Below are 26,468 nucleotides of genomic sequence, written 5' to 3'. Positions count from 1 at the left end.
AAACTATATTTTATAGGGGATTTTGTATATAATGCGCCCTAAATTTAATTCTGTTTAAAATCGATATTATTTGCTATGAAACCGTCAATTATCAGTAAATTAGAAATGCTGCAAGAGCGTTATGAAGAAGTGCAAGCTTTACTATCCGATCCCGCCATTATCGCCGATCAAAACCGATTTAGGGCTTTATCAAAAGAGTATTCTCAATTAACCGATGTTGTAAAATGTTTTGCCAGTTGGAAGCAAACTCAAGACGATATCGAAACGGCAAAATTAATGTTAACTGATCCCGAAATGGCAGAAATGGCGCAAGAAGAATTAAAAGCTGCTGAAGCACAAATTGATGATCAGGAAAAACAATTACAAGTTCTTTTATTACCGAAAGATCCAAATGATGAATATAACTGTTTTGTTGAAGTAAGAGCTGGAACAGGTGGTGATGAAGCGGCTATTTTTGCCGGTGATTTAACGCGCATGTATAGTCGTTTTGCAGAGTCGCGTCGTTGGCGAGTCGAAATAATGAGCGCAAATGATGGCGAACATGGTGGCTATAAAGAGGTGATTTTATTGATTAGTGGCGAAGGTGTTTATGGCACCCTTAAATTTGAATCGGGCGGTCACCGTGTGCAACGCGTACCAGAAACCGAATCACAAGGGCGTATCCATACTTCTGCCTGTACGGTTGCCGTATTACCTGAAGTACCGGAAGCTGAATTACCGGAAATTAATCCCGCTGATTTAAAAATTGATACGTATCGCTCCTCAGGTGCCGGTGGGCAACATGTTAACACGACTGATTCAGCCATACGTATTACCCATTTGCCGACAGGAATTGTTGTTGAATGCCAAGATGAACGTTCTCAACATAAAAATAAAGCTAAAGCTATGTCTGTTTTAGCTGCGCGTATTCAAGATGCCGAAATGCGTAAACGTCAACAAGAAGAAGCTTCAACAAGACGTAATCTTTTAGGATCGGGGGACCGTTCTGACAGAATTCGGACTTATAATTATCCGCAAGGTCGAGTCACTGATCATCGTATTAATCTTACGATTTATCGTCTTGATGAAGTCATGGAAGGTAAATTAGATATGTTAGTCGATCCTATTTTGCAAGAATATCAAGCGGATCAATTAGCGGCATTATCGGAACAAGATTAATGACCTATTTACAATGGTTAAAATATGCAACAGGAACCCTGGTTGATAGCGAAAGCCCAAAGCGAGATGCCGAAATTCTGTTAAGTTATGTTACGCAAAAAACGCGTACATTTTTGATGGCATTTAGTGAAACGTTATTGACGGAAGAAGAATTATATGCGTTAGACGTTAATTTAAAAAAACGTCAAACAGGTGAACCTATTGCATATATTACGGGTGAAAAAGAATTTTGGTCATTAAAATTTATGGTATCGAATGCGACATTGATACCAAGGCCAGATACTGAAAAATTGGTTGAATTGGGTTTAGAATGTTTACCCAAAAAACCTTGCGAAGTGTTAGATTTAGGAACAGGTACAGGTGCGATTGCGATTGCATTGGCAACAGAGCGCCCTGATTGTTTGGTTACGGCAATTGAAAAAAATAAAGAAGCATTAATTTTGGCGCAAAATAATGCGACGCAAATTGGTGTACATAACGTTTATTTTTTACATGGTAACTGGTATCGACCTTTGCGTAATCGTAAATTTACCATGATTGTCAGTAATCCCCCTTATATTGCACCTTGTGATGTACATCTTTCGCGAGGGGATGTTCGATTTGAACCTCGATCTGCTTTAGTGGCGGAAGATGATGGGCTTGCCGATATTCGCCTTATAGTAAAAGGTGCGACAAAACATTTATGTCAATATGGTTGGCTATTAATTGAACATGGTTGGCAACAAGCTAATGCTGTGCAAGCTATCTTTAAACAGCATGGGTTTCAATTAGTGGATACGCAAACAGATTATAATGGTAATGATAGAGTAACGCTTGGTCGTTGGTTTAAACCCTAAACAAAAATTATGCAATTATCTTAACGTGTTTTAAGGAACAAAAGTTTTAAAAAACAATCGTTTTAAGGAACAATATATGGAACAAAAAGTAATTAAAATTGGTGATATTAATGTTGCCAATAATCTGCCGTTTGTCTTATTTGGCGGTATGAATGTGCTTGAATCTCGCGATCTTGCCATGAAAATATGCGAGCATTATGTCAAAGTTACGGATAAATTAAAGATCCCATTTGTTTTTAAAGCATCATTTGATAAAGCAAATCGCTCTTCTGTTCATTCTTATCGAGGCCCAGGGCTTGATGAAGGAATGAAGATTTTTCAAGAATTAAAACAACAGTTTGGCGTTAAAATTATTACTGATGTTCATAATGAACAGCAATGTCAACCTGTTGCCGATGTGGTTGATGTTATTCAATTACCAGCGTTTTTAGCAAGACAAACAGATTTAATTGTTGCCATGGCAAAAACAAATGCGGTAATAAACGTTAAAAAACCACAATTTGTAAGCCCAGGTCAAATGGGTAATATTGTAGAAAAATTTCATGAAGCGGGTAATGATCAAATTATTTTGTGTGATCGTGGTAGCTGTTTTGGTTATGATAATTTAGTGGTTGATATGCTTGGTTTTAATATTATGAAAAAAGTTAGCCAAGGATCCCCGGTTATTTTTGATGTGACGCATTCTTTGCAATGCCGTGATCCAATGGGTGCAGCCTCTGGCGGTCGCCGTGGGCAAGTTACTGAGCTTGCACGCTCCGGTATGGCGATTGGTATTGCTGGATTATTTTTAGAATCTCATCCTGATCCAAGTCATGCCAAATGCGATGGACCATCGGCATTACCGTTAGCTAAACTAGAGCCTTTTTTAATTCAAATGAAAGCAATTGATGATTTAGTGAAAAGTTTTGAAGAATTAGATACCGAAAATTAAGCTTGTTAGCTAACTTTCTTTAATTTGGGGTCTTTATCGTTAACTCACTTTGAATCAAGTGAGTTAACCCGCTTTGAATTTACATTTAAAATAGGATTGATTAGTAATGCTTATTGTATAAATGAGTAGACTATTAGTGTAAAGTTACTTCTTCGATTAATGCCTCATCATTTATATTGTCAGAGCCATCTTCAAAATAGGTCCCCCACCCATCATAATTTACGGTAAGCTCGTCGGCTAATTTGACCAGCTGCGCAATTTGTGCATTAATTAAGTCAGCATCAAGCGGGCTTTCGGTCACAATATCAAAGCCAATAATTTCGTTGCCGTAATCATCGACATCATCATCAGGATCTGTCGCTTCATAACCTAATTTGTAAGCTTCGACTGCCATTTTTTCGAGTTTGTCGAAATCGGTTGAAGAAATATGATGTTCAATAATATAAAGCGCATTAGGATCACTTCCATCTGCTAATAATTCATCGATTATGTCTTGAGTATTTTGCTGAGCAAGTAGAATACGATCTTTCATAGTTAACCTTTTAGTGATCATTCAATTTGTGTGGTATATTACACGCTTATTATTCATTTTCCGAGAAGAAAATAACAGAGCTTATAATGCCAGAACAGAAAACGTTAAAACAGCTAGTAAATGAACAACCAATATTGACATATCAAACACAAAATAAACCATTCATTGTTGATTTACATTCTCATACGACGGCATCCGATGGTATTTTAACGCCGAAAGAACTGGTGCAACGAGCTGTAGCTAATCAAGTTTCCCTCTTAGCGATAACCGATCATGATAGCATTAAAGGCATTCCGGAAGCATTAGATGTGATCAAAACAGAGCAACTTGCAATCAAACTTATCACAGGTGTTGAGATTTCGACTCTTTGGAAAAATAATGAAATTCATATTGTAGGATTAAATATTGATATAACTAATCCGGTACTTAATACTTTTTTAGATAAGCAACAACAACATCGTATAACACGTGCTCAAGCAATGAGTGATAAATTAGCTAAAGTGAGCATTTTAAACGCCTATGAAGGAGCACAACATTATGCAAAAGGAGATATTGTTTCACGTTCACATTTCGCGCGATTTTTAGTCGATAAAGGCTATGCTAAAGATATTAATCGTGCATTTAAAAAATATTTAGGTAAAAGTGGTTATGCTTATGTACCGCCTTTTTGGGGCAGCATTTCACAAGCCATCGAGGTAATTAAAGAGGCAGGTGGAATTGCTGTTTTAGCCCATCCCTCACGCTATGATCTAACCGCTACAAAATTAAAATTATTATTAGCTGATTTTAAAGTGAGTGGTGGGATGGCAATAGAAGTTTCACAAAGTAGACAATCCTTACAAGATACCCTTTTTTTAGCCAAGCTTGCTAATGAATATCATTTTTTAGCATCACAAGGATCTGATTTCCATGGTTTGACTCAATATTTAGATTTAGGTCAGTCATCAACGTTACCGGCAAGCGTTACGCCCGTTTGGCATAATTGGTGAAATAGCGATGAATTATCTTAAAAATTTTTCATTTGAAAGAATTTAACAATATGAATTTAAACAGAGAATTAAAGTATGAACCAAAATTTTCATATCCATCCCGATAATCCACAAAAACGACAGCTTGAGAAGGTTGCGTTGATTTTGGAAGATGGGGGAGTAATTGCGTTTCCAACTGATTCAGGATATTCACTTGGTTGTTTATTAAATAACAAACAAGGCGTTAAGCGGATTTGGCAAATTCGTGGTCTCGATAAACATCATTATTTAACATTAATGTGTCGAGATTTATCAGAACTCTCGCGTTATGCTTTGGTTGATAATCCCACCTTTCGATTATTAAAAAATAATACGCCAGGGCAATATGTTTTTATTTTGCCTGCTAGTAAAGAGGTTCCTAAACTTTTAATGAATGAGAAGCGTAAAACAGTTGGTTTACGTATTCCTAATAATGCGATTGATTTAGCTTTATTGGAACTTATTGATGCGCCACTTGTGACGACTTCGCTTATTTTACCAAACGAAATCGAAGCGCAATTTGATCCTAATGAAATAGAAAATAAATTAGGTCATCAATTAGATGCGATAATTCACGGTGGTTTTATTGGACATGATCCAACCACTATTATCGATTTAACTGCTGATGCACCAGATATAATTCGTTATGGCAGTGGGGATCCTTCTCCTTTTGTTTAATAATAGTTGTTGACTCTATAATAAATGTTAAAAAAGTGATAAATGCTAAAATATTATAGAAGTCAGTTTAATGATAAAAATCAGTTTAATAGACGATGATACCTGCGAAGGTAACAGTGAGGTTAGTATGAAAAAAAGTAATCCTACAAACAAAAATTTTAATCAAAATGGCGGTAAACAATATAATAAAAATAAGAATAAATTTGAAAGTGATACCAATAACAAGAATAAATTAAAAGCGCCTAATACGCTGACCCATCATCCAAAACCAAAAACAGTAGCAAATGCAAATCAACGAACGAAAGATAACACTTTAAAATTACAAAAAGTGTTAGCTGATTTAGGGCATGGCTCAAGGCGAGAAATTGAAAGCATGATAGCTTCGGGTCGCATTAGCGTTGATGGTAAAATATCGACCTTGGGGGATCGGGTTGATCTTTCCCTTAATCCAAAAATTCGCATTGATGGCCATGTGATAACGATACGTGCAAAAGAAAAAGAAGTTTGTCGAGTGCTGGTTTATTATAAACCTGAAGGTGAAATCTGTTCTCGTCGAGATCCCGAAGGGCGGGCAACGGTGTTTGATAGGCTTTTGCATGTGCGTAATGCTCGCTGGATTAATATTGGACGTTTAGATATTAATACTTCAGGTTTATTACTTTTTACAACTGATGGTGAACTTGCTAATCGATTAATGCATCCACGGCATGAAATTGAGCGTGAATATGCAGTGCGTGTATTTGGTAAAATTACCGATGCACAAATTATGCAATTACGTAAAGGTGTTCAACTTGAAGATGGTCCGGCTGCCTTCCAATCAATTAAAGCGCAAGGTGGCGATGGTATTAATCAATGGTTTAATGTCACGATTACTGAAGGGCGTAATCGAGAAGTTCGTCGTATGTGGGAAGCTGTAGATGTTCAAGTAAGCCGTTTAATGCGTATTCGTTATGGTAATATTGTGTTACCGAAAGGACTATCGCGTGGAACTTGGCAAGAGCTTGATAGAGATTCTGTTAATTATCTGCGTGAACTTGTTGGGCTTCCAGCTGAACAAAAAACATTTTTAAAAATCGAAGATAGTAAAAAATTTAATAAGCCGAAACGTGTTAAGTTAGATCATTTAACAAAATCAAAACGGGATAAAACGGCAGTTAGAGAACCTAGCACAAACCCCGCCGCACGTTTTAAAGATCGTTAATGATTAAAGCTAGATTCTATCTACTAAAATTCTATTTATTATCCTTATATTTTTTATAAATATCACTGCTTTTGAACGATTATGCTTTGGTTTTTAGCATAATCGTTAGCTGTTTTTACTTCTCGCTCATTTTTTGTAACTAAATGATTAATTTAATAATTTCTTGACTTATTTTTATTGAAGTCTATGCTTGATTATTGAACTGGTCATTATCTCATCACTAAATAAGCATGACATTTATTTATCAATCGAAATCAAAAAAATAGTTATTTTTTTTAATAAATAAATGTTGTAACAAAATGTCATAACTCAATGCTTTTTTTGTTTATAAATTCATTGATGTTGTAGTTATCTTTCTTTAATTTATTTTGGAGGTGAACATGAGTAAACCATCAGACGTTGCTATCAAAAATCCCCTAACTGCTTATCCTAAACCTCCCTTTGTTGAACAATACCAGCCTGCCCCAGGACTTGCTAGTAAAATGAAACCTATACCTGATCATGGCGAAACCAGTTATAAGGGGCATGGGCGTTTAAATAATCGTAAAGCCTTAATTACCGGCGGTGATTCTGGAATCGGACGCGCAGCAGCAATTGCTTTTGCGCGCGAAGGGGCAGATGTGGCTATCAATTATTTACCGGCAGAAGAGTCGGATGCCAAAGAAGTCATTGCACTTATTGAAAAAGCAGGTCGTAAAGCAGTAGCCCTACCGGGTGATATTCGTGATGAATCATTTTGTGAAAAATTAGTGGCTGAGGCACATCAAAAATTAGGTGGCTTAGATATTTTGGTTAATAATGCCGGTCACCAACAATTTTGCAATGAAATTGCTGATTTGACAACAGAGGCATTTGATACCACGTTAAAAACCAATGTTTATGCATTATTTTGGATATCAAAAGCGGCATTAAAGTTCCTACCTGCTGGTGCGTCAATTGTTAATACCGCTTCCATTCAAGGTATTAGTCCTAGCTCTAATTTGCTCGATTATGCAGTTAGTAAAGCATCAATTATTGCTTTTACTAAAGGTTTAGCTAAGCAAGTGGCTCATAAAGGTATTCGTGTTAATGCCGTCGCCCCAGGTCCTTATTGGACTCCATTGCAATCAAGTGGCGGACAACCAACCGAGGATGTAATGCAGTTTGCCGCTACAAGTCCTTTTGGTCGACCAGGGCAACCAGCCGAAATTGCATCTCTTTATGTGACGCTAGCATCAGATGAAACGAGTTACGCATCAGGTCAAGTATGGTGTGCAGATGGTGGTTTAGGCACAGCGTAATCAATGGATAAAACACCTCAAAAGCACATGATGGTTTGCTAGGGTTATAACATTTATGATTAAAAAATCCAACCAAATTATTGGCTGGATTTTTTTATGTTAATTCTTTTGGGAGTTAATGAGAGAGATATGATTAGTTAGAGTCGATTAGAACTAATTGAGAATATAGGGTTTTGTTGTGAAACAATTAAAGGTTAATTTATAGAGTTCGATGAGATTTATTCATCGTGCATAATGTCGCACAATATTGCCGGTTGTTTTATAACGTTTAAGCTTCCCCACGTTTAATTGAAACGGTATCATTTTGTTTATAACCACCGTGTGTATAAACATTATTATGATTATTAATTTGTTTAAATAACGATAATGTTTGTTGTGCATTATCAATGCGTTTTTTTAAAATAATTTCATTAGTTCGATTCATTTCTGCCAAAAGATGCGTTAATTGCGTAATCGTTTGCCATTGCTTGGAAAGAAGTTCATGATTTTCATATGGCATAGTAAGATGATATTTTTTATCAAATTCTAAGCGTTTATCATCTAATAATTTCAATTTAAATAATAATTCACTTTTCTCATCAATAATTTGGCTTAATTTATGCACCATGCCTTTGTTAATTAAGACTTGTTGTTCATTTTCTAAAATAATATGTAATTGTTCAAGGCTGTCATTCATCACGGTTAACAGTTGATAAAGTTCTTTCATATTTTATACCTTATTTTTTATCATATAATGTGATCGTTTGTTCAATTAATTGATCAGCAATTTTTTGACTGTTTACGTTAAATTTGCCACAAGATAAGTCATGTTTAAGTTGAGTAATTTTTTCGAAATCAATGTCATTATTAGCGTTTTGTAATAAAGCGGTATGAGTTTGACTTAATGTCACATTATCTTGATTAATACTTATTGGTTTAATTTTATTATCTAGCGAAGAATTTTTATATTGTTCATTAATTAATTCACGATTAAGTGAAATTGTGACATTCGGGATTATTTTAGTTGTATTTATGCTCATAATTGTACGCCATGTTAAATGAAACCTGTTTAATTACTTTTGTTATCGTCATGTTTTTAGAAATCTTTAGTGATTAAAAAATAATGTTGATTAAGTCTTTCTGTAACGTTTGTCCTCTTTTAACTATGAAGCCTATCGTGTAATATAAACATCATTATTAAAATATATATTATTGTGAATAATTTATGAATCTTTCGACTAAATTACTTTCTCTGCTTTTAATCACATTTTTATTAACTAGTTGTGGATTAAAAGGTCCTTTATATCAACCAAAACAAACCCAAACTTCTGATACAACTACAAATACGATTACAAATTAATGGAAGGAATAAAGCAATGAGCTTTTTACATTATCAAAATGGGCGATTATTTGCGGGTAAATTTTCAGTCGCTGATTTAGCTAAAAAGTATAGCACGCCAACTTATGTTTATTCGGCGCCTTTTATAAAACAGCAGTTTTTAAATTATGATGATGCTTTAAAAAATCGTAAACATTTGATCTGTTATGCTGTAAAAACGAATAGCAATTTAGCGATTTTGCATATATTAGCCAATTTAGGGGCGGGTTTTGATATTGTATCGCGTGGCGAATTAGAGCGCGTTTTAAAAGCTGGCGCGGATGCATCTAAAATTATCTTTTCGGGTGTAGCAAAATCAGAAGATGAGATTCGGCGTGCGTTAGAGGTGGGTATTAAATGTTTTAATGTTGAATCAGAAGCTGAGTTATATCGTATTAATGAAATTGCCAAATCAATGGCTAAAAAGGCACCTATTTCGTTACGGATAAATCCTGATGTTGATGCAAAAACACATCCTTATATTTCGACAGGTTTGAAAGAAAATAAATTTGGCATTAGCTATTCTTTAGCGATTGATGTGTATCTTAAAGCTTTGCAGTTAAGTAATATAAATATTGTCGGTATTGATTGTCATATTGGTTCCCAATTAACGGAGCTCTCTCCATTTGTTGATGCCGCTGAGCGCGTTTTATTATTAATTGATAAGTTAAAAGAACAGGGTATTTTACTTAAACACATTGATTTAGGTGGTGGGCTTGGCGTGACTTATGACAATGAAAAGCCGCCAGAAATAAAACAGTTAATCACTGCTATCGAAGCAAAATTGATTCATTACCCAGACCTTGAATTAATATTTGAACCTGGGCGATCGATTGTTGCTAATGCAGGTATTTTAATTACGAAGGTTGAATATATTAAGCATCAAGATGATAATCATTTTGCGATTGTTGATGCCGGAATGAATGATTTAATTCGCCCAGCTTTATATCAAGCATGGATGAATATCTTACCCGAAGTTGAAGCAGATAATACAAAACCCACTTTTAACTATACAATAGTTGGTCCTATCTGCGAATCTACCGATGTACTAGGTAAAAATCGCCAACTTAATATTGCGCAAAATGATTTATTAGTTATTGCTAGTGCAGGCGCTTATGGATTTGCTATGGCATCTAATTATAATAGTCACCCGAAACCTGCCGAAGTATTAGTTGATAATGAACAGCATCATTTAATTCGCGAACGTGAGAGTTATGAGGATTTATGGCAAGGTGAAAGAATTATCGAAAATGATAACAGCTAACATGATGCAACAAACAAACATTGATATAATCAAAAGGTAAACAATAATGAATTTTTCAAAAATGCACGGTCTTGGTAATGATTTTATGGTTATTGATGCTGTGACTCAAAATGTTTATCTTTCTACTGAAATGATAAAGCGCCTAGCAAATCGATATACAGGAGTTGGTTTTGATCAGCTATTAATTGTCGAACCGCCTTATGCGCCCGATAGTGATTTTCATTATCGTATTTTTAATGCCGATGGTAGTGAAGTTGAGCAATGTGGTAATGGTGCTCGTTGTTTTGCCCGCTTTGTTCGTTTAAAAGGTTTAACCAAAAAAAGACAATTAAAAGTGAGTACGGCAAAAGGTAATATTATTTTAACGGTGAATGAAGATGAAACTGTTCGCGTTAATATGGGTGAACCTGTTTTTGATCCGAGTAAAGTACCATTTAAAGCCATAAAAGAAGAAAAAACTTATATTATTCGAGCACTAGAACAAACTATTTTATGTGGTGTTGTCTCAATGGGTAATCCCCATTGTGTGATTCAAGTTGATGATGTTGCACTAGCGAATGTAGCCGGCATCGGCGCTGAATTGGAAAAGCATGAACGTTTTCCTGAGCGAACCAATGTTGGATTTATGCAAATTATTGATAGAAATACGATTAATTTACGCGTATTTGAGCGCGGTGTTGGTGAAACCAACGCATGCGGAACAGGAGCTTGCGCCGCCGTTGCTGTCGCGATTACTCAAGGGCTCCTTAATCATTCGGTTAAAGTTAATTTGCCTGGTGGGCAACTTCTCATTGAATGGCAAGGAGCAGGTCACCCCCTTTATATGACAGGAGCCGCAACACAAGTATATGATGGATTTATTTCGATTTAAGAGCAAAGTAGAATTGTTAAGTTAATTCATTATGTTAGATTGAAAAATTATGTGATTGGTGAATGATTTTAGCAAGTTAAATTTACAATGTCTTTGATGTCATAGCAGGTTAAAATACGATGGATCTTAAAACAAATTCTTTAAAAGAACGAACGTTACTCAAAGCCAATACGCCTAAAGATACCGTTTTAAATGATGAAATAATCATACAGTATTTATTAGACCATCCGGATTTTTTTATTCGTAATGCTAATCAAATCGAGCATATATCCATTCCACATCCTGTACGTGGCGCGATTTCGTTACCTGAATGGCAAATGGCAAAACAACGGAATAAAATTCACCAATTAGAATCCGAAATTACGCTTCTTATGGAACATGCTATTAATAATGAGATTTTATTTAATCAATTTATGGATGTTCAAATACAGTTAATTGATTGTCAAAATTTAACGCAGCTTATGGACTGCTTAAATAAATGGTGTAAATCAATAGGATTACAAGGCGTTTATTTATATTTATTTGATGATAAATGGGCTTTTGACTCATCATTAAATGACAAACAATATCAGTTAAATGCTTCGCAATTTGAGTTTATTCGCGTTCGTCATTTACAATATACTAAGCAATATTTAGGTCCATTAAATCGCAATGAATTGGATTTTTTATTACCCGGTTTAACGCAAATCGGCTCTGTTGCGATATCCTTATTAGGCGAATTTGGCGATTTAGGGATTTTAATTTTTACAAGCAGCAATACAAAACATTATGAGCCAGGGCAAGGTACGCTATTAATCGAGAAAATAAGTGATTTATTTCCTATTTTAATTAGTAAATGGATAATGCCTGTAACGTGAGCAAAACATGAATCCACAAATAAACACCAAGCAAAATCTCCTTATTGCCCCTGTTGAGCAATTTTTACTGTATTTAAAATCAGAAAAGCAACTTAGTCAAAATACTCAAATCAACTATAAGCGACAATTATATGTGCTGATAGAATTGGCAGATAAAATGGCGCTAAAATGTTGGCAAGATTTAGATGCATCGGGCGTTCGCGTTATGATTGCCAATAGTAAACGCACAGGTTTACAAGCAAGAAGTTTAGCACTTAGATTATCCGCGTTACGCAGTTTTTGCGCTTGGATGGTGAAAAATGAAAAATTAAAAGCGAATCCCGCAAAAGGAGTTTTAAATCCTAAAGCGGGTAAACCACTGCCTAAAAATATCGATATAGATAGCATTAATCAATTATTAGATATTCGCTATAATGATCCTTTATCGGTACGTGATAAGGCAATGCTTGAGATTATGTATGGTTCAGGGTTACGCCTTTCTGAATTAGTTGAGCTTAATTGTGCTGAACTTAATTTGGTTGATGGTGAAGTGAAGGTAACAGGTAAAGGTAACAAAGAACGCAAATTACCTTTAGGACGTGAAGCCATTAAATGGCTTGCACATTGGTTATCGATGCGTGATTTTTTAGAGCCACAAGATGATGCCTTATTTATATCAAAATTGGGTAAGCGCATATCAAGACGAAATGTCGAAAAACGTTTTGCCGAGTGGGGGATAAAACAAGGATTATCAATGCACGTCCATCCCCATAAATTGCGCCATTCTTTTGCCACGCATATGTTAGAGTCAAGCCGAGATTTAAGAGGCGTGCAAGAATTATTAGGTCATGCTGATTTATCGACGACGCAAGTCTATACGCATCTTGATTTTGCCCATCTTGCAGAAGTTTATGATTCTGCACATCCTCGAGCTAAGCGAGATAAATAATTATGATGATTTCTTCGTGCTTACCCAAAATAAAAGCGATCACTTTTGATCTCGATGATACGCTTTATGATAATACCCAAATTGTTGAAACAGCTGAGCTTGCCTCGTTAGAGCCATTACAGCAATATCCTTCATTACGCCATCTGAATATCAATGATTTTTATCAATGTAAAAAATGGGTTTTAGATAGAAACCCAGATATTTATCATGATGTCGTCAAGTGGCGAATTGCGGCATTTACTGCGTTAATTTTGCCTTTTTTATTTGAAAAAACTCAAATCGATAATGTAATTGATGAATGTATGGTCAGTTTTAATATATGGCGAAATAAAATAGAGATTCCTTTATCAACCCATCAAGCTTTAAAAGAGTTAGCAAATAAATATCCGTTAGCTGTTATTACTAATGGTAATGCCAATATGAGTAAAATTGGTTTAGATCATTATTTTTTGTTTACTTTGCGAGGTGGCATTGACGGTCGCTCTAAACCCTTTCCAGAAATATTTACCTTAGCCACGCAAAAAATGGCAACCTATAATCCAGAAATTGCTGCCGAAAATATTTTACATGTTGGTGATAGTCTTATTACGGATGTTACAGGCGCAAAAAAAGCCGGTATACAAGCGTGCTGGTTTAATCCTTATCATTTAGATGTTCCAAAAGAAATAGAGCAGGTCAATATGCCTGATAGGATAATTAGCCATTTATCCGAGCTTAATGATTTGTTATAATTAATCTCTATCTGTACAAATAAACAGTTAAATAATGTGATTTCGCTTATTAACTTCTATCAAGAATTATATGAAAAATTTATTGTTATCTGAGTTAAATAAAGAACAAAAAGAAGCCGTCACAACTGACAGTCAGCATAGTGTTATATTAGCTGGAGCAGGTAGCGGGAAAACACGCGTCCTTGTTCACCGCATTGCCTGGCTGTGTCTTGAAAAAAATTACCCAGCGCATTCTATTTTTGCTGTCACTTTTACTAATAAAGCGGCATCTGAAATGCAAGAAAGAATCGAAAATCTTGTCGGTGAAGGATATTTTAGTGGAATGTGGGTTGGAACGTTTCATGGATTAACTCATCGATTATTAAGAATGTTTGCCGAGCAGGCGAATTTACCCACTAATTTCCAATTAATTGATAGTGAAGATCAAAATCGATTAATCAAACGCATTTTTCGTGAACTTAAAATTGATGAAAAAGAATGGTCATCAAAAGAATGCGCAGCGTTTATTTCAACGCAAAAAGAAAAAGGATTACGTGCAAATGCCATTCATCCGCAAGATCCGAAAGAAGTCATGTGGCAAAATATTTATCGCGATTATCAAATGATTTGTGATCGAGTTGGCTATGTTGATTTTTCAGAATTAATCTTAAGAACTTACGAATTATTATGCCAAAATAATGAAATTTTAACCTATTGTCGTCAACGTTTTAGCAATATTTTAATTGACGAATTTCAAGATACCAACCTTATCCAATATCAATTGGTCAAAAAGTTAGCTGGTGATACGGCAAATGTAATGATAGTGGGTGATGATGATCAGTCTATTTATAGTTGGCGAGGCGCAAATGCGGATAATCTGCAGTTGTTTATTAAAGATCACCCTGATTCGCAAGTGATCCGTCTTGAACAAAATTATCGTTCAACAGGGACTATCTTAAATGTTGCTAATCATCTTATTGCTCAAAATAAAAATAGATTAGGCAAAAATTTATGGACTGACACAGGCGAAGGTGAAAAAGTTGCTTTATATGTTGGATTTAATGATATTGATGAAGCGAGATTTGTCATTGGTCAAATCATAAAGCGCCATCAAGAAGGCGATGATTACGCTAGCTGTGCAATTTTGTATCGCAATAATGCGCAATCTCGTTTGCTCGAAGATACCTTATTGCAAAATGATATTCCGTATCAAATTTATGGCTCTATCCGTTTTTATGAACGGCAAGAGGTTAAATTAGCCTTAGCTTATTTACGATTATTACATGATCACAATAATGATATGGCATTTGAAGCAACCGTAAATACACCGAGTCGAGGGATAGGTACTATCACATTAGATAAGATTCGTTCAATTGCCAAAAAACATGATCTTTCTTTATGGAATGCCTGTTTAATGGTGATAGAAAATAAAATGATGACCGAAAGGCAGCTGTCAGGCATTGCACGATTTTTAGAGCTGATCGAATCTATTTATGAGCAGGTCAATGATAGCCCTGTTTATAAACAAATAGATGCCGTCATGAAATTATCCGGTATTTTGCAAATGTATGAGCAAGAGCCAGGCATAAAAGGTCAAGCTAGGCTTGAAAATTTAGAAGAGCTGGTTTCAGCCGCCGAACAATTTCATCGTAAAAATGATGTTAAAGATCAGCTAAATAATACTATAGATAATGCTGATTCTGAGCAAAGTTTAACTGTTTTAGAATCTTTCTTAGCATTAACCTCGCTCGAAAATCGAGAAACATTGCGTGATCAAGATTCAGTGCAACTGATGACCCTACATTCTGCTAAAGGATTAGAATTTAATAATGTCTTTATGGTTGGACTTGAAGAAGGGTTATTTCCATCACAACGTGCAACACAAGATAACGAAAAATTAGAAGAAGAAAGGCGACTTGCGTATGTCGGTGTAACTCGGGCCAGGCAGCGTTTAACATTGTCATTATGTGAATCACGCCGCTTATATGGTCGTGAAGAAAGGCATTTACCTTCCCGCTTTTTAATTGAATTACCGGCTGATTGTTTAAATGAAATTAGTTATCGAGGTAATTTTACTCGTCAAAATGACAAAAATACGCGTTATGACTCGTTTTCACAAGAATATATAGCGCAAGAAAAAGCATATCTTACCAAACGCAAATCGTCTTTATTCGATACAGAGCAGGATAACAATGGCTTTGTACTGGGTAAAAAAGTCAAACATCAACGTTTTGGCGAAGGCACCATTATTAATTTGGATGGTGAAGGCGATCATAAACGTGTGCAAATCGCTTTTGTTAATGAAGGGATAAAATGGCTAGTGATAAAATTAGCCAATCTAACGCTAGTTTAACTTTTCGGTAATTGGCTAACTCCATAAGGTAAAGCTATGGAGTTAACCATCTTATTTTTGTGTATCCAGTGTTAAACCGACTTGATAAAGTTGATTCTTTTTGAGCCCGTATATTTCAGCGGTTACTGCCGCGGCTTTTTTAAGGGGTAATTCTTTTTGTAATAATGATAATGTGTGTATAACTTTTGCATCAATTTCGTGATGCTGATTAAATCCTTCAACAATTAAAACAAATTCTCCTTTTAAACGATTAGGATCTTCATTTAACCATTCGATCAATTGTTGAATGGGATAGTTAACAATGGTTTCAAAACTTTTAGTTAATTCTTTGGCCAATACGATTTGTTTATCACCGCCAAAAACCTGCATCATATCTTGTAAACAATCGAGTAAACGGTGAGTTGATTCATAAAATATAAGTGTTCGTGGTTCTTGACTTAATTCTGTTAAACGATCTAGCCTTGCTTTACTTTTAGCTGGTAAAAAACCTTCATAACTAAATCTATCCGAAGGTAAACCGGCAGCAGATAAAGCCGCAATAGCAGCACAAGCTCCAGGAATGGGTACAACCTTAATACCTTGCTGGCGACAAGTTTTGACCAGGTGAAAACCGGGATCGTTAATTAGGGGAGTACCTGCATCCGAAATTAAAGCGACTGATTGACCGCATTTTAATTTTTCGATAATAACAGAAACTTTTTGTTGTTCATTATGATCATGCAAAGCAATAAGATTTGCTTTAATTCCTAAATGCTGAAGTAGTAAGCCACTATGCCGGGTATCTTCGGCTGCAATAAGGTCAACCTTTTTTAACGTATCAATAGCTCTTAGCGTGATATCATCTAAGTTGCCAATCGGTGTTGCGACAATATATAAAGTCATGTTTTAGGATCACATTAAATTTTAAGAAAAGAAATTAGGCGAGTGATTTGTTTTTTCGTTATAATTTGTCCATTTTAAATGGATAGATAAGTTAGAGAACCTAGATAATCATTAAACAAAACGCCTAAAAATGGGGGCATTTTACCATTGATCATCCTTTTGATGAAACAGTAAAAGCGTTTAATAATGAGAATTTAAAAAAGATAAAACAATTTGACAACGAGTTATGCTGTCTTTTTAATTTAAAAACGATAAAATAGACACATTGTCAAAGAAATGTGCTAATGGCCATTAATATCCTGAACAAATATATATAAGGTGCTAAGTTGAAAAAAATACTAACATTAAGTTGCCTAAGTTTGCTGATAATAGGTTGCACTCAAACGAATCCTGCCGAAATACAAGATATTTCTGATTCCACGACTGACCAAAGTTTAACGGGGTACTCAAATCCGCCCGAGAATATTTCGAAAAGTTATCAAAATCAGCCAACATCTAACGATTATAACAATAATTTAAATAAAACCCGTTATAAACAAACCGAAAGTGAAGACACCGTTATTAGAGAAGAGCGAATTGAATATAATCGTAATTACAATGAAATCCCTAAAGGTGGATATGTCGGAGATACTTATACTGTTAGACGCGGTGATACCTTATTTTATATTGCGTGGATCACCGGTAATGATTATAGATCATTAGCTGTTAAAAATAACATTAAAGAACCTTATGCCGTTAATGTTGGGCAAATATTAGATGTTAGTGGTGGAACAACCGTTGTTGTTACGCAAAAAACGACAGAACAATTTGCGAATAAAAAAGCAGCAAAAAATAGTAAAACTCCTGTCACAACGATGCCGGTTGTTCCCGTTGTGACAACGATGACAACGACTGCGGTGACAACAACAAGCAACACACAGCCAAGTAAAAATATAAAAATTACAAATACAGTCACTGAACCCGTTTCTAACTCAAGCAATTTATCGACGTTATCTAACTCAAAATCGAAAGTTGGCAATATTACCTGGCAGTGGCCTGTAAAGGGTAAAATTATAGAAAAATTTTCTAATGCTAGCAAAGGCATTGATATTGCAGGCAGTCTAGGTAATAAAGTAGGTGCTGCTGCCGCTGGGCGTGTCGTCTATTCAGGTAATGCTTTACCAGGTTATGGTAATTTGATCATTATCAAACATAATGATGATTATTTAACGGCTTATGCGCATAATCAAACTATTCTCGTTAAAGAGCAACAAATGGTCAAAGCGGGTGATCCTATTGCGACTATGGGGGCGACAGGAACTTCGAGTGTGCGATTGCATTTTGAGATCCGTTATAAAGCACAATCTGTTGATCCTTTAAAATATTTACCCAATTAATTATTTAATATTATGTAACAAGGAGTAATATCTATGGCAGTAAAAAAATTAGTATTAATTCGACACGGTGAAAGCGTTTGGAATCAAGAAAACCGTTTTTGTGGTTGGACTGATGTCGATTTATCTGAAAAAGGTAAAAAAGAAGCGACTGAAGCGGGCGAATTATTAAAACGCGAAGGCTTTGTGTTTGATTTTGGTTACACATCAGTATTAAAACGCGCTATCCATACTTTATGGCGTATTTTAGATGCTGTTGACCAAGATTGGTTACCGCTTGAAAAAACATGGAAATTAAATGAACGCCATTATGGTGCTTTACAAGGTCTTAATAAAGCTGAAACTGCCGCTAAATATGGTGATGATCAAGTTAAATTATGGCGCCGTGGTTTTGCCATTACCCCACCTGCGTTAGAAAAATCAGACGAACGTTTCCCGGGTCATGATTCACGATATTGTCAGATTGATGAAAAAGATCTTCCATTGACTGAAAGCTTAGCATTGACGATAGATCGCGTTCTACCTTACTGGGAATCAACTATTGCCCCACGTGTTGCATCAGGTGAACGTGTTATTATTGCCGCACACGGTAACTCATTACGTGCGTTAATTAAACACCTTGATAACATTAGTGATGATGACATTATTGATGTTAACATTCCAACTGGCGTACCTTTAGTGTATGAATTTGATGATAATATGAACGTCATCAAACATTATTACTTAGGTAACGAAGCGGAAATTGCAGCAAAACAAGCAGCCGTTGCAAACCAAGGTAAAGCTAAATAAATTGATACAATAAGGCAAGTATAACTTGCCTTATTATCTTCATTATCTTCATTATCTTCATTATCTTCATTTACCTAAATCTTCAATTATAAGATTTACATTGTAAATACATAAGTATAAACTCATCTAATTATAAAAATTATTAATTAAAACAATTGATTATACTATTTTGTTGTTTTTCTCATATACGATATCTGATCAAAATAAGGTGATTTTTATATTGAATTTTTTAAAAATCATTGGAGCAATGTTTACCGTGAGGTAGTTTTGAGGTTATTCAATGTTAGGAGATAGTTTATGAAAAATGAGACATTACGTTCTACATCTGGTGCACCTTGGATTAATAATGAAGATAGTAAATCAGCAGGTCCTCGAGGTCCTTTACTATTAGAAGATTATCAATTATTAGAAAAATTAGCTCATCAAAACCGCGAGCAAATACCCCAACGTACTGTTCATGCTAAAGGTTCAGGAGCACATGGTGTATTTACCGTAACTAAAGATATTACCGGTTATACAAAGGCTGCGATATTTTCTGAAGTGGGTAAAAAAACAGATTTATTTGTGCGTTTTTCCATTGCTCTAGCGCAACAAGGCGCCCCGGAAACGGCACGAGATATTCGTGGTATGGCGATAAAGTTTTATACTGATGAAGGAAACTGGGATCTAATTTGTAACAATACACCGATCTTTTTTGTTCGCGACCCAACTAAATTTCCTGATTTTATTCATGCTTTTAAACCTCATCCAAAAACGAATATGCCATCAATGAAAGCAGCATGGGATTTTTTATCTTTATCGCCTGAATCCATTCATGAAACATTACGATTATTTTCAGACAATGGTTTACCTAGTGATTACCGTCATATGGATACCTTCGGATGCCATACTTATTCAATGTATACCAACGATAAAAAACGCTATTGGATAAAATTTCATTTTAAAACTCAGCAAGGGGTTAAATTTTTAACAACTAAAGAAGCTGCAGAGGTTGCGGCGAAAAGCGTGCAATCTTATCATGCGGATTTATATGATTCTATTGAAAAAGGGGATTTTCCAAAATGGACGCTGTATCTTCAAATCATGACCGATGAGCAAATAAAAAAAACCGATTTTAATCCGTTTGATGTCACTAAAATTTGGCCAGAAAAAGACTATCCACTTCATGAAGTGGGTATTTTAGAACTTAATCGTAATCCCGATAACTACTTTGCCGAAGTTGAGCAAGCTACTTTTTCACCTGCTAATTTTGTACCAGGCATTGCAGCTTCTCCAGATCGTTTATTACAAGGGCGTTTATTTACTTATCAAGATGCACATTTTTATCGTGTGGGAACTAATTATGAAATGTTACCGATAAATCGTCCTAAGGTGGCGGTTAAAAATTATCATCAAAATGGCGCAATGCGTTTTGATGCACCAAAATTAGGGGATGGTGACTATTATGAACCTAACTCTTTTGGAGGACCTTCTGTCAATGAAGACAATGCACCACCTCCATTTCCATTACAGGGAGATGCTGCATTTTATCCGCATGATGGTGAAGATGGCGACGATTTTCGTCAAGCTAGAGATTTATTTGCGACTTATGATGCCGATCAGAAGCAACGCCTTTATGATAATATTGCAGGTGCAATGTATGGCATTCCACAGCAAATTATTGATCGTCAAATACAATTATTTGAAAAAACCGACCCTGAATGGGCAAATGGTGTTAAAGCAGCATTAAATGCTTTAACTACATAATAAATTAAGTATCGTCTTGCAAGATTAGGGGAAAGTTTATCACTTTCCCTTTTTTGATGAATAAAGAATTCTTTAACAAATTTCCTCCAGAAGAAGTTCTAACTGAATAGAGTGTTAACTTGAATCCTATTTTAGATATGCGTATGATTAAGCAAGTAAAAGTTATCGATAAAAATATAATACTAAATAGGAAAGCAGGATGGCAAAAGAACGTATTATTATTGGCATTACCGGCGCTTCAGGATTTGTTTATGGCTTCAAAGCATTACAGTTGTTAAGTCATCTTGATATTGAGATTCATCTTGTTCTATCTAAAGCGGCATTATTAACTTTTAAATATGAAATGCCTGAAGTTCAGTTTGAACAACTTGTTCAATTAGCCGATAAAATTTATGATAATGAAAGCATTGATGCCGCAATTGCAAGCGGTTCCTTTAAAACCTTAGGTATGTTAATTGCTCCATGTTCAATGAATACCCTAGCTACTATAGCACATAGTTTTGCGCCTAATTTAATGACTCGCGCGGCAGATGTTGTACTTAAAGAAAGACGCCGCCTAGTCCTTATGACGCGCGAGACGCCCCTTCATTTAGGACATATTAAAAACATGGAAGCAGTAACGCTAATGGGCGGAATTATCTTTCCTCCTGTGCCGGCGATGTATAATCAAAACAGGAGCATTGATGAGATAATTACGCAAAGTGTTGGTAGAGCGTTAGATCTCTTTGGTTTAAATTTACCCACGCTAAGTCGCTGGGGTGAAAAATAGATTGTGAATAAAAATGTCTTTATGTATTAATGATTCTATTAATCGTTTTATTAAAAAGCAGCATGTTTTAACCGTGAGTATGGTTTTGCCCACACAGCAGTTATGGGCATGTAATGCATTTTATGCGTTTGATGAGTCGTTAATGCGTGTTTATATTTTATCTGAATTAAAAACCAAACATGCAACGGGTATGTTACATAATGCAAATGTTGCAGGTACCATAAATCGTCCTACCAATAATATTATTCATATCCAAGGTATTCAGTTTTTAGCGACAGCTAAATTGCTCGTTGATGATGAAGCCAAAAAAGCGTATTCGCTTTATTATAAAGCTTTTCCTTTTGCTCGTTTGCTATCTGCCCCCATTTGGGCACTAAATTTTACTGAATTAAAAATGACCAATAATAAATTAGGCTTTGCTCATAAAGCGTATTGGCGACGTGATGGCACAATTGTTAATACTGACTAAACAATAATCCTTTTTATATTCTGTTTAAACGCATCAATCCCGACGATTAAGACGGGATTGATGATGGAAAATAAAATACTTACATTTTGATAATGCGATCAAATAATGCATTATCAACAAGACGATGGGTAACCATGAGTAACGTTTTATTTTTACAGGTCTCTTTTATGAGTGCGACAATTTGTTGTTCAGTCTGACTATCTAGACTTTCTGTTGGCTCATCAAGCAAGATGAGCGGTGAATCATGTAATAATGCGCGTGCAATTCCAATACGACGCATTTCGCCGCCAGAAAGACTACGACCACCTTGCCCAATGGCTAATTGTAAACCTTGCTCGGTATTAAATAGTTTGGCAAGACCTACTTTTTGCAATATTGCCATTAATTCTGCATCAGTCGCATTCGGATTACCCATTAATAAATTATTTTTCAGTGTATCACTAAAAATGGTAATGACTTGTGGTACAACCGCAATCGCTGCTCTTAATGTTGTTTCCGATAACTGGGTGATATCGACATCATTAAGATAAATTTTTCCTGAGCATGGCTCCCAGTTTCGAACGATAAGATCGAGTAAGGTTGATTTTCCACAGCCACTTTTACCTATAATACCAATATGCTCACCGCGTTTAACCTGTAAACTAAAATCTGTTAATACTGAAAAAGGTTGATTCGGGTAATGAAAACTTAAATGTTCAATATTTAAATCTAGCGCATGTAAATCAATCTCGATACCCGGTGTAACAAATGTGATATCCGGTTTTTGTTGATAAAGATCCGATATCCGTTGGGCAGAGGTTAATACCTGTCCTAAAAAGATAAAAGCGTTTGCAATGGGTGTTAACATTTCGCTACTGGCTAAACAAACAAACACAAATAAAGCGATGAGCGGTGATGAGCTATAATGGCTGATTAGCGCTAAAACTAATAAGGTTAATGTTGCGACAATGACCAATACCAATGATGAAGATAAGGCCGATAAAGAGGCTTGCCGTTTTTGTGTTGTAAGCCAATCTGTCGCTAATTTATCTAATGTTTTTCGATAAGAAGTCTGCGCATCAAATAAAATTAACTCAGCTTGTCCTTGTAAATAATTAATTAATAATTGGCGATATTGATGCTGCTCTTTTGCAAGCTTTACGCCATATTGTTTACCTGCTTGATAAAAAATAATTGGAATTATCAATAAACTTAATACGAGAAAGAACGTAATCACTAACGCCACGGTCAAATTAATCATACTTAGGCAGATAAACAATAAACCAATCGTAATAAGCGCGCTGATAATAGGTGAGAATAATTTAAGATATAAATGATCGAGGTGATCAATATCAGCAATAAATCGATTTAATAAATCGGCTTTTTGGAAATGATCTAATTGTTTGGGACTTAACGGTAAAATCTTTTTAAAGGTACTTGTCCGTAAATGTGATAAAATTTTGAACGTCGTATTATGATCAATCAGCCGTTGAAAATAGCGTGCTACTGTGCGAATAATTGCCGCACCACGAACACCTGCTGCAGGTAGCATATAATTAAAAGTATAAAGTCCTGCTACACCGACAACCGCCGTTGAAGCTAAAAACCAACCGGATAATGAGAGTAAAAATAAACTTGCCGCTAACGTTAGAATAGCTAGCGATAATCCAATTACGATTTGCCAAAAATAATGTTTATAAAGTGCAAAGTAAGGGCGTAAACGTTTTATCATGCTTTGTCTCCGAACTTTGTCATTAATAATTTACCATTACTTAAGTGCCATATTTCATTAAAATGTTGCATCTCATCATTTTGGTGAGTAATAGTAATACTGTTTTGTGTGAAATTTAAATATTGCAAGTTTAAGATTGTCTCTTTATCTAATGATGCGGTTGGTTCATCTAAAATCAGTAACTGGTTAGGTTTTAATAAAGCTCTTGCCAGTGCAACACGTTGGGCTTGTCCGACAGATAATCTAATTGCATCTTCTCCGACTTGGGTATCAAGGCCGTTTGGGAGCGAGTTAAGCATTTGAGTTAAATCGGCGGCTTGTATAACCTTGTTTAGTTCTTGTTTGCTGGCATTGGGATTTCCCAGCAATATATTTTCACGTATTGAATTATTTAATAAATAAGGATTTTGACCCAGCCAGCTAATTTGGCGCTGCCATGCACTTAAATCTAATTGGTTAAACTCAATGCCATTTATTTTTAACGATCCTCGATAAGGTAAAAATCCAAGTAAGACATTGATTAACGATGTTTTTCCTTCGCCACTGGTGCCGATAATAGCTAAATTAAAGGGTGATGTTAACGAAAAATTAAGATCACTGATAATAACGTGATTATCCGGTGATAAGACCGATAATTCAACGGCTTCTATCGTATGCAAAGGATCTTTAAGGATAAGGTTTGCAAGTGGCTCTAGATCACGTTTGATGGGATTTGCTTTAGCTAAATACGTTTCAATGTTGTCAGCAGCGGCAACGGCTTCGGCTTTCGCATGGTAGAATGTACCAAGATCGCGTAGTGGTTGAAAAAATTCTGGCGCTAAAATTAAGGCAAAAAAACCGGCAAATAATGAGACACTTCCACTATAACTACCAAAATCAAATTCACCTAAATAAGAAAAACCAAAATAAACGGCAACGATAGCAATTGAAATAGAGCTAAAAAATTCTAATACAGCAGATGATAAAAAAGCTAATTTCAATACTTGCATTGTTTTTATTCGAAAATTTTCGCAAGCTCGTAAGATTTCTTCAGTTTGTACTTTACCCTGATTAAAAAGGCGAATAGTATTTAATCCTTTCAATCGATCTAAAAAATGACCACTTAAATAGGCTAATGCTTTAAAATTACGACGATTAATATCAGCTGCGCCCATACCAACTAAAATCATAAAAATAGGGATAAGCGGCGCGGTACAAAATAAAATAATCGCTGCAGCCCAATTAAAGGGAAATATGGCTAAAAATATTAATATTGGTGTGATGCTTGCTAAACGCATTTGCGGTAAATAATTTGCGTAAAAGTCTTGTATCTTATCTACTTGTTCAATAATCAGTGTGCTTAAACTTCCTGAAGTATTTTGTTTTAAATAAGCGGGTCCAAAATCTTCTATTTTATCAATTAATTGAGTGCGGATTTGCTTTCGGACTTTACAACCCAAATTGTAATTTATTTTTTGGCGATAATATCCCAAAATAGCCCGTATTAAAAAAGTAACCATTAAAGCAATAAAATAAAGCAAAATTGCCGAAAGCGTTTGTTTTTCAATAATTAATTTTTGCAAAATAAGGGCTAATAAGCCAGCTTGCGTAATGATAAGTAAAGTGCTAATTAAGCCCATTAAAACTGAAACACGCAATGCCGTTTTAAAGGCAGTTGCGTGTTTTTTTAACCATTTTAAAAGTTCGGTTTGTCGATTTTTATCGATTTGTGTATCTACAGACATGAAAACTCGTTTATGATTTTAAATTATCTAAATAAAGATCGGCATCTAATGCCGCCATACAGCCACTTCCAGCTGATGTTATGGCTTGGCGGTAAATAGTATCCATCACATCGCCAGCAGCAAATATTCCTTCAATGCTGGTTTGTGTTGCATTACCTTCTGAACCAGAACGTACTTTAATATAACCATTATTTAATTCTAATTGCCCGTCAAAAATAGCCGTATTTGGTTTATGACCAATAGCAATAAATACGCCGGTTACATCTAATGTTTCTTGCTTTTCTGCATCGAGGGTATTTTGTAATCTAACGCCGGTTACCCCTAAAGCATTACCAAGAATTTCGTCAACTCGGTATTGGGTATGTAAAATGACTTTACCTTCAGTAATACGTTCAGCTAAGCGGTTCATTAATATTTTTTCGGCTCTAAATGTATCTCGTCGATGGATTAAATGCACTTCACTGGCAATATTAGCTAAATAAAGAGCTTCCTCAACGGCTGTATTACCGCCTCCAACAACAGCAACTTTTTGATTGCGATAAAAAAAGCCGTCACACGTTGCACAAGCAGAAACACCTTTACTTTTGAATTCTTCTTCAGAAGGTAACCCTAAATATTGCGCAGATGCACCGGTTGCGATGATTAATGCATCACAGCTATACTCGGTATCGCTCCCATAAAGTTTAAAGGGTTTTTGGCTAAAATCGACTCGCTCTATATGATCAATAATAATTTCAGTATTGAATCTTTCGGCATGCTCTTGCATTCTTTGCATTAATTCAGGACCGGTTAAATGCGCATCGCCAGCAGGCCAATTTTCTAAATCCGTTGTCGTCGTCAATTGTCCGCCTTGTTGCACACCGGTAATTAATACTGGCGAAAGATTTGCGCGCGCGGCGTAAATAGCGGCGGTATAGCCAGCCGGTCCAGATCCTAAAATTAATAATTTGGTATGTTTCTTTTGCATGTTGATATCCTTAACAAATTAAAATTTGTAATTATATTCTTTAGATTATATTGTTATGATTAAAATTTGCATTAA

General features: G+C 35.4%; 26 protein-coding genes. 19 read left to right on the top strand and 7 right to left on the bottom strand.

Annotated features, from left to right (window positions below):
• Window positions 1-75: 75 nt before the first annotated feature.
• The 3 genes from prfA to kdsA all read left to right on the top strand — a co-directional run bounded on the left by prfA (window position 76) and on the right by kdsA (window position 2,925).
• Entirely contained in the window at window positions 76-1,158 is a 1,083-nt protein-coding gene (gene prfA / locus ACSYSW_RS07585) for a peptide chain release factor 1 (protein ID WP_491705633.1), read from the top strand.
• Entirely contained in the window at window positions 1,158-1,994 is an 837-nt protein-coding gene (gene prmC / locus ACSYSW_RS07580) for a peptide chain release factor N(5)-glutamine methyltransferase (protein ID WP_491705634.1), read from the top strand. The genes prfA and prmC overlap by 1 nt, the downstream gene beginning before the upstream one ends.
• Window positions 1,995-2,070: 76 nt before the next feature.
• On the top strand, window positions 2,071-2,925 hold the full coding sequence (gene kdsA / locus ACSYSW_RS07575; RefSeq protein WP_491705635.1) for a 3-deoxy-8-phosphooctulonate synthase: 855 nt from the start codon (window positions 2,071-2,073) through the stop codon (window positions 2,923-2,925).
• Between the two features lie 133 nt (window positions 2,926-3,058).
• On the opposite strand, the gene rraB is transcribed toward kdsA, so the two are convergent.
• The gene (gene rraB, locus ACSYSW_RS07570; protein WP_491705636.1) at window positions 3,059-3,457 is read right to left on the bottom strand and encodes a ribonuclease E inhibitor RraB; all 399 of its coding nucleotides are present in this window, start codon (window positions 3,455-3,457) and stop codon (window positions 3,059-3,061) included.
• Between the two features lie 86 nt (window positions 3,458-3,543).
• On the opposite strand from rraB, the gene rnm reads away from it, so the two are divergent.
• The 4 genes from rnm (at window position 3,544) to ACSYSW_RS07550 (ending at window position 7,623) form a co-directional block, all read left to right on the top strand.
• Window positions 3,544-4,446: an RNase RNM gene (gene rnm, locus ACSYSW_RS07565; protein WP_491705637.1), complete on the top strand. Its 903-nt coding sequence runs from the start codon at window positions 3,544-3,546 to the stop codon at window positions 4,444-4,446.
• 75 nt (window positions 4,447-4,521) lie between these two features.
• Window positions 4,522-5,142 (top strand): L-threonylcarbamoyladenylate synthase, encoded by a 621-nt coding sequence (locus ACSYSW_RS07560; protein WP_491705638.1) that lies wholly within the window; start codon window positions 4,522-4,524, stop codon window positions 5,140-5,142.
• Between the two features lie 127 nt (window positions 5,143-5,269).
• Complete coding sequence (rluB, locus tag ACSYSW_RS07555) at window positions 5,270-6,343, top strand: 23S rRNA pseudouridine(2605) synthase RluB (RefSeq protein WP_491706061.1); 1,074 nt, start codon at window positions 5,270-5,272, stop codon at window positions 6,341-6,343.
• A 380-nt stretch (window positions 6,344-6,723) separates the two neighbouring features.
• Window positions 6,724-7,623 carry an SDR family oxidoreductase gene (locus tag ACSYSW_RS07550; RefSeq protein WP_491705639.1) on the top strand — a complete coding sequence of 300 codons (900 nt, stop codon included), beginning with the start codon at window positions 6,724-6,726 and terminating at the stop codon, window positions 7,621-7,623.
• A gap of 268 nt (window positions 7,624-7,891) precedes the next feature.
• Here the strand turns inward: ACSYSW_RS07550 and ACSYSW_RS07545 are convergent, their stop codons facing one another.
• Together ACSYSW_RS07545 and flgM are read right to left on the bottom strand one after the other, a co-directional pair.
• On the bottom strand, window positions 7,892-8,329 hold the full coding sequence (locus ACSYSW_RS07545) for a flagella synthesis protein FlgN (protein WP_491705640.1): 438 nt from the start codon (window positions 8,327-8,329) through the stop codon (window positions 7,892-7,894).
• Between the two features lie 10 nt (window positions 8,330-8,339).
• Window positions 8,340-8,642: a flagellar biosynthesis anti-sigma factor FlgM gene (flgM, locus tag ACSYSW_RS07540; protein WP_491705641.1), complete on the bottom strand. Its 303-nt coding sequence runs from the start codon at window positions 8,640-8,642 to the stop codon at window positions 8,340-8,342.
• A 185-nt stretch (window positions 8,643-8,827) separates the two neighbouring features.
• On the opposite strand from flgM, the gene lptM reads away from it, so the two are divergent.
• The 7 genes from lptM (at window position 8,828) to uvrD (ending at window position 15,963) form a co-directional block, all read left to right on the top strand.
• Window positions 8,828-8,962, top strand: a complete 135-nt coding sequence (gene lptM / locus ACSYSW_RS07535) for an LPS translocon maturation chaperone LptM (RefSeq protein WP_491705642.1) — start codon at window positions 8,828-8,830, stop codon at window positions 8,960-8,962.
• 16 nt (window positions 8,963-8,978) lie between these two features.
• Window positions 8,979-10,244, top strand: coding sequence for a diaminopimelate decarboxylase (gene lysA / locus ACSYSW_RS07530; RefSeq protein WP_491705643.1), 1,266 nt, complete (start codon window positions 8,979-8,981; stop codon window positions 10,242-10,244).
• 46 nt (window positions 10,245-10,290) lie between these two features.
• Window positions 10,291-11,115, top strand: coding sequence for a diaminopimelate epimerase (gene dapF / locus ACSYSW_RS07525; protein ID WP_491705644.1), 825 nt, complete (start codon window positions 10,291-10,293; stop codon window positions 11,113-11,115).
• Between the two features lie 119 nt (window positions 11,116-11,234).
• A complete protein-coding gene (locus tag ACSYSW_RS07520; RefSeq protein ID WP_491705645.1) occupies window positions 11,235-11,972 on the top strand; it encodes a DUF484 family protein in 738 nt (245 codons plus the stop codon).
• Between the two features lie 7 nt (window positions 11,973-11,979).
• Window positions 11,980-12,900, top strand: a complete 921-nt coding sequence (xerC, locus tag ACSYSW_RS07515) for a tyrosine recombinase XerC (RefSeq protein ID WP_491705646.1) — start codon at window positions 11,980-11,982, stop codon at window positions 12,898-12,900.
• 2 nt (window positions 12,901-12,902) lie between these two features.
• Window positions 12,903-13,631 (top strand): 5-amino-6-(5-phospho-D-ribitylamino)uracil phosphatase YigB, encoded by a 729-nt coding sequence (yigB, locus tag ACSYSW_RS07510; RefSeq protein ID WP_491705647.1) that lies wholly within the window; start codon window positions 12,903-12,905, stop codon window positions 13,629-13,631.
• 70 nt (window positions 13,632-13,701) lie between these two features.
• Entirely contained in the window at window positions 13,702-15,963 is a 2,262-nt protein-coding gene (uvrD, locus tag ACSYSW_RS07505) for a DNA helicase II (protein WP_491705648.1), read from the top strand.
• Window positions 15,964-16,014: 51 nt separating this feature from the next.
• Here the strand turns inward: uvrD and rsmI are convergent, their stop codons facing one another.
• A complete protein-coding gene (rsmI, locus tag ACSYSW_RS07500) occupies window positions 16,015-16,845 on the bottom strand; it encodes a 16S rRNA (cytidine(1402)-2'-O)-methyltransferase (RefSeq protein ID WP_491705649.1) in 831 nt (276 codons plus the stop codon).
• Window positions 16,846-17,171: 326 nt separating this feature from the next.
• Here rsmI and nlpD point away from each other — a divergent pair, with 326 nt between their 5' ends.
• The 5 genes from nlpD to ACSYSW_RS07475 all read left to right on the top strand — a co-directional run bounded on the left by nlpD (window position 17,172) and on the right by ACSYSW_RS07475 (window position 21,991).
• On the top strand, window positions 17,172-18,221 hold the full coding sequence (nlpD, locus tag ACSYSW_RS07495) for a murein hydrolase activator NlpD (protein ID WP_491706238.1): 1,050 nt from the start codon (window positions 17,172-17,174) through the stop codon (window positions 18,219-18,221).
• 33 nt (window positions 18,222-18,254) lie between these two features.
• Window positions 18,255-19,007 (top strand): 2,3-diphosphoglycerate-dependent phosphoglycerate mutase, encoded by a 753-nt coding sequence (gene gpmA / locus ACSYSW_RS07490; protein WP_491705650.1) that lies wholly within the window; start codon window positions 18,255-18,257, stop codon window positions 19,005-19,007.
• Window positions 19,008-19,304: 297 nt separating this feature from the next.
• Window positions 19,305-20,753, top strand: a complete 1,449-nt coding sequence (locus ACSYSW_RS07485; protein WP_491705651.1) for a catalase — start codon at window positions 19,305-19,307, stop codon at window positions 20,751-20,753.
• A gap of 199 nt (window positions 20,754-20,952) precedes the next feature.
• Window positions 20,953-21,522 carry a UbiX family flavin prenyltransferase gene (locus ACSYSW_RS07480; protein ID WP_491705652.1) on the top strand — a complete coding sequence of 190 codons (570 nt, stop codon included), beginning with the start codon at window positions 20,953-20,955 and terminating at the stop codon, window positions 21,520-21,522.
• A 13-nt stretch (window positions 21,523-21,535) separates the two neighbouring features.
• A complete protein-coding gene (locus ACSYSW_RS07475; protein ID WP_491705653.1) occupies window positions 21,536-21,991 on the top strand; it encodes a hypothetical protein in 456 nt (151 codons plus the stop codon).
• 79 nt (window positions 21,992-22,070) lie between these two features.
• Here ACSYSW_RS07475 and cydC read toward each other — a convergent pair whose 3' ends face one another.
• Genes cydC through trxB form a run of 3 tightly spaced genes read right to left on the bottom strand, consistent with a single transcriptional unit; the run spans window position 22,071 to window position 26,393 of the window.
• Window positions 22,071-23,702, bottom strand: coding sequence for a heme ABC transporter ATP-binding protein/permease CydC (cydC, locus tag ACSYSW_RS07470; RefSeq protein ID WP_491705654.1), 1,632 nt, complete (start codon window positions 23,700-23,702; stop codon window positions 22,071-22,073).
• On the bottom strand, window positions 23,699-25,426 hold the full coding sequence (cydD, locus tag ACSYSW_RS07465; protein WP_491705655.1) for a heme ABC transporter permease/ATP-binding protein CydD: 1,728 nt from the start codon (window positions 25,424-25,426) through the stop codon (window positions 23,699-23,701). The genes cydC and cydD overlap by 4 nt, the downstream gene beginning before the upstream one ends.
• 10 nt (window positions 25,427-25,436) lie before the next feature.
• Window positions 25,437-26,393: a thioredoxin-disulfide reductase gene (gene trxB, locus ACSYSW_RS07460; protein WP_491705656.1), complete on the bottom strand. Its 957-nt coding sequence runs from the start codon at window positions 26,391-26,393 to the stop codon at window positions 25,437-25,439.
• Window positions 26,394-26,468 lie beyond the last annotated feature (75 nt).

The organism is Gilliamella sp. ESL1225 (assembly GCF_058502635.1).
This window is presented reverse-complemented; position numbering and strand designations above follow the sequence as displayed.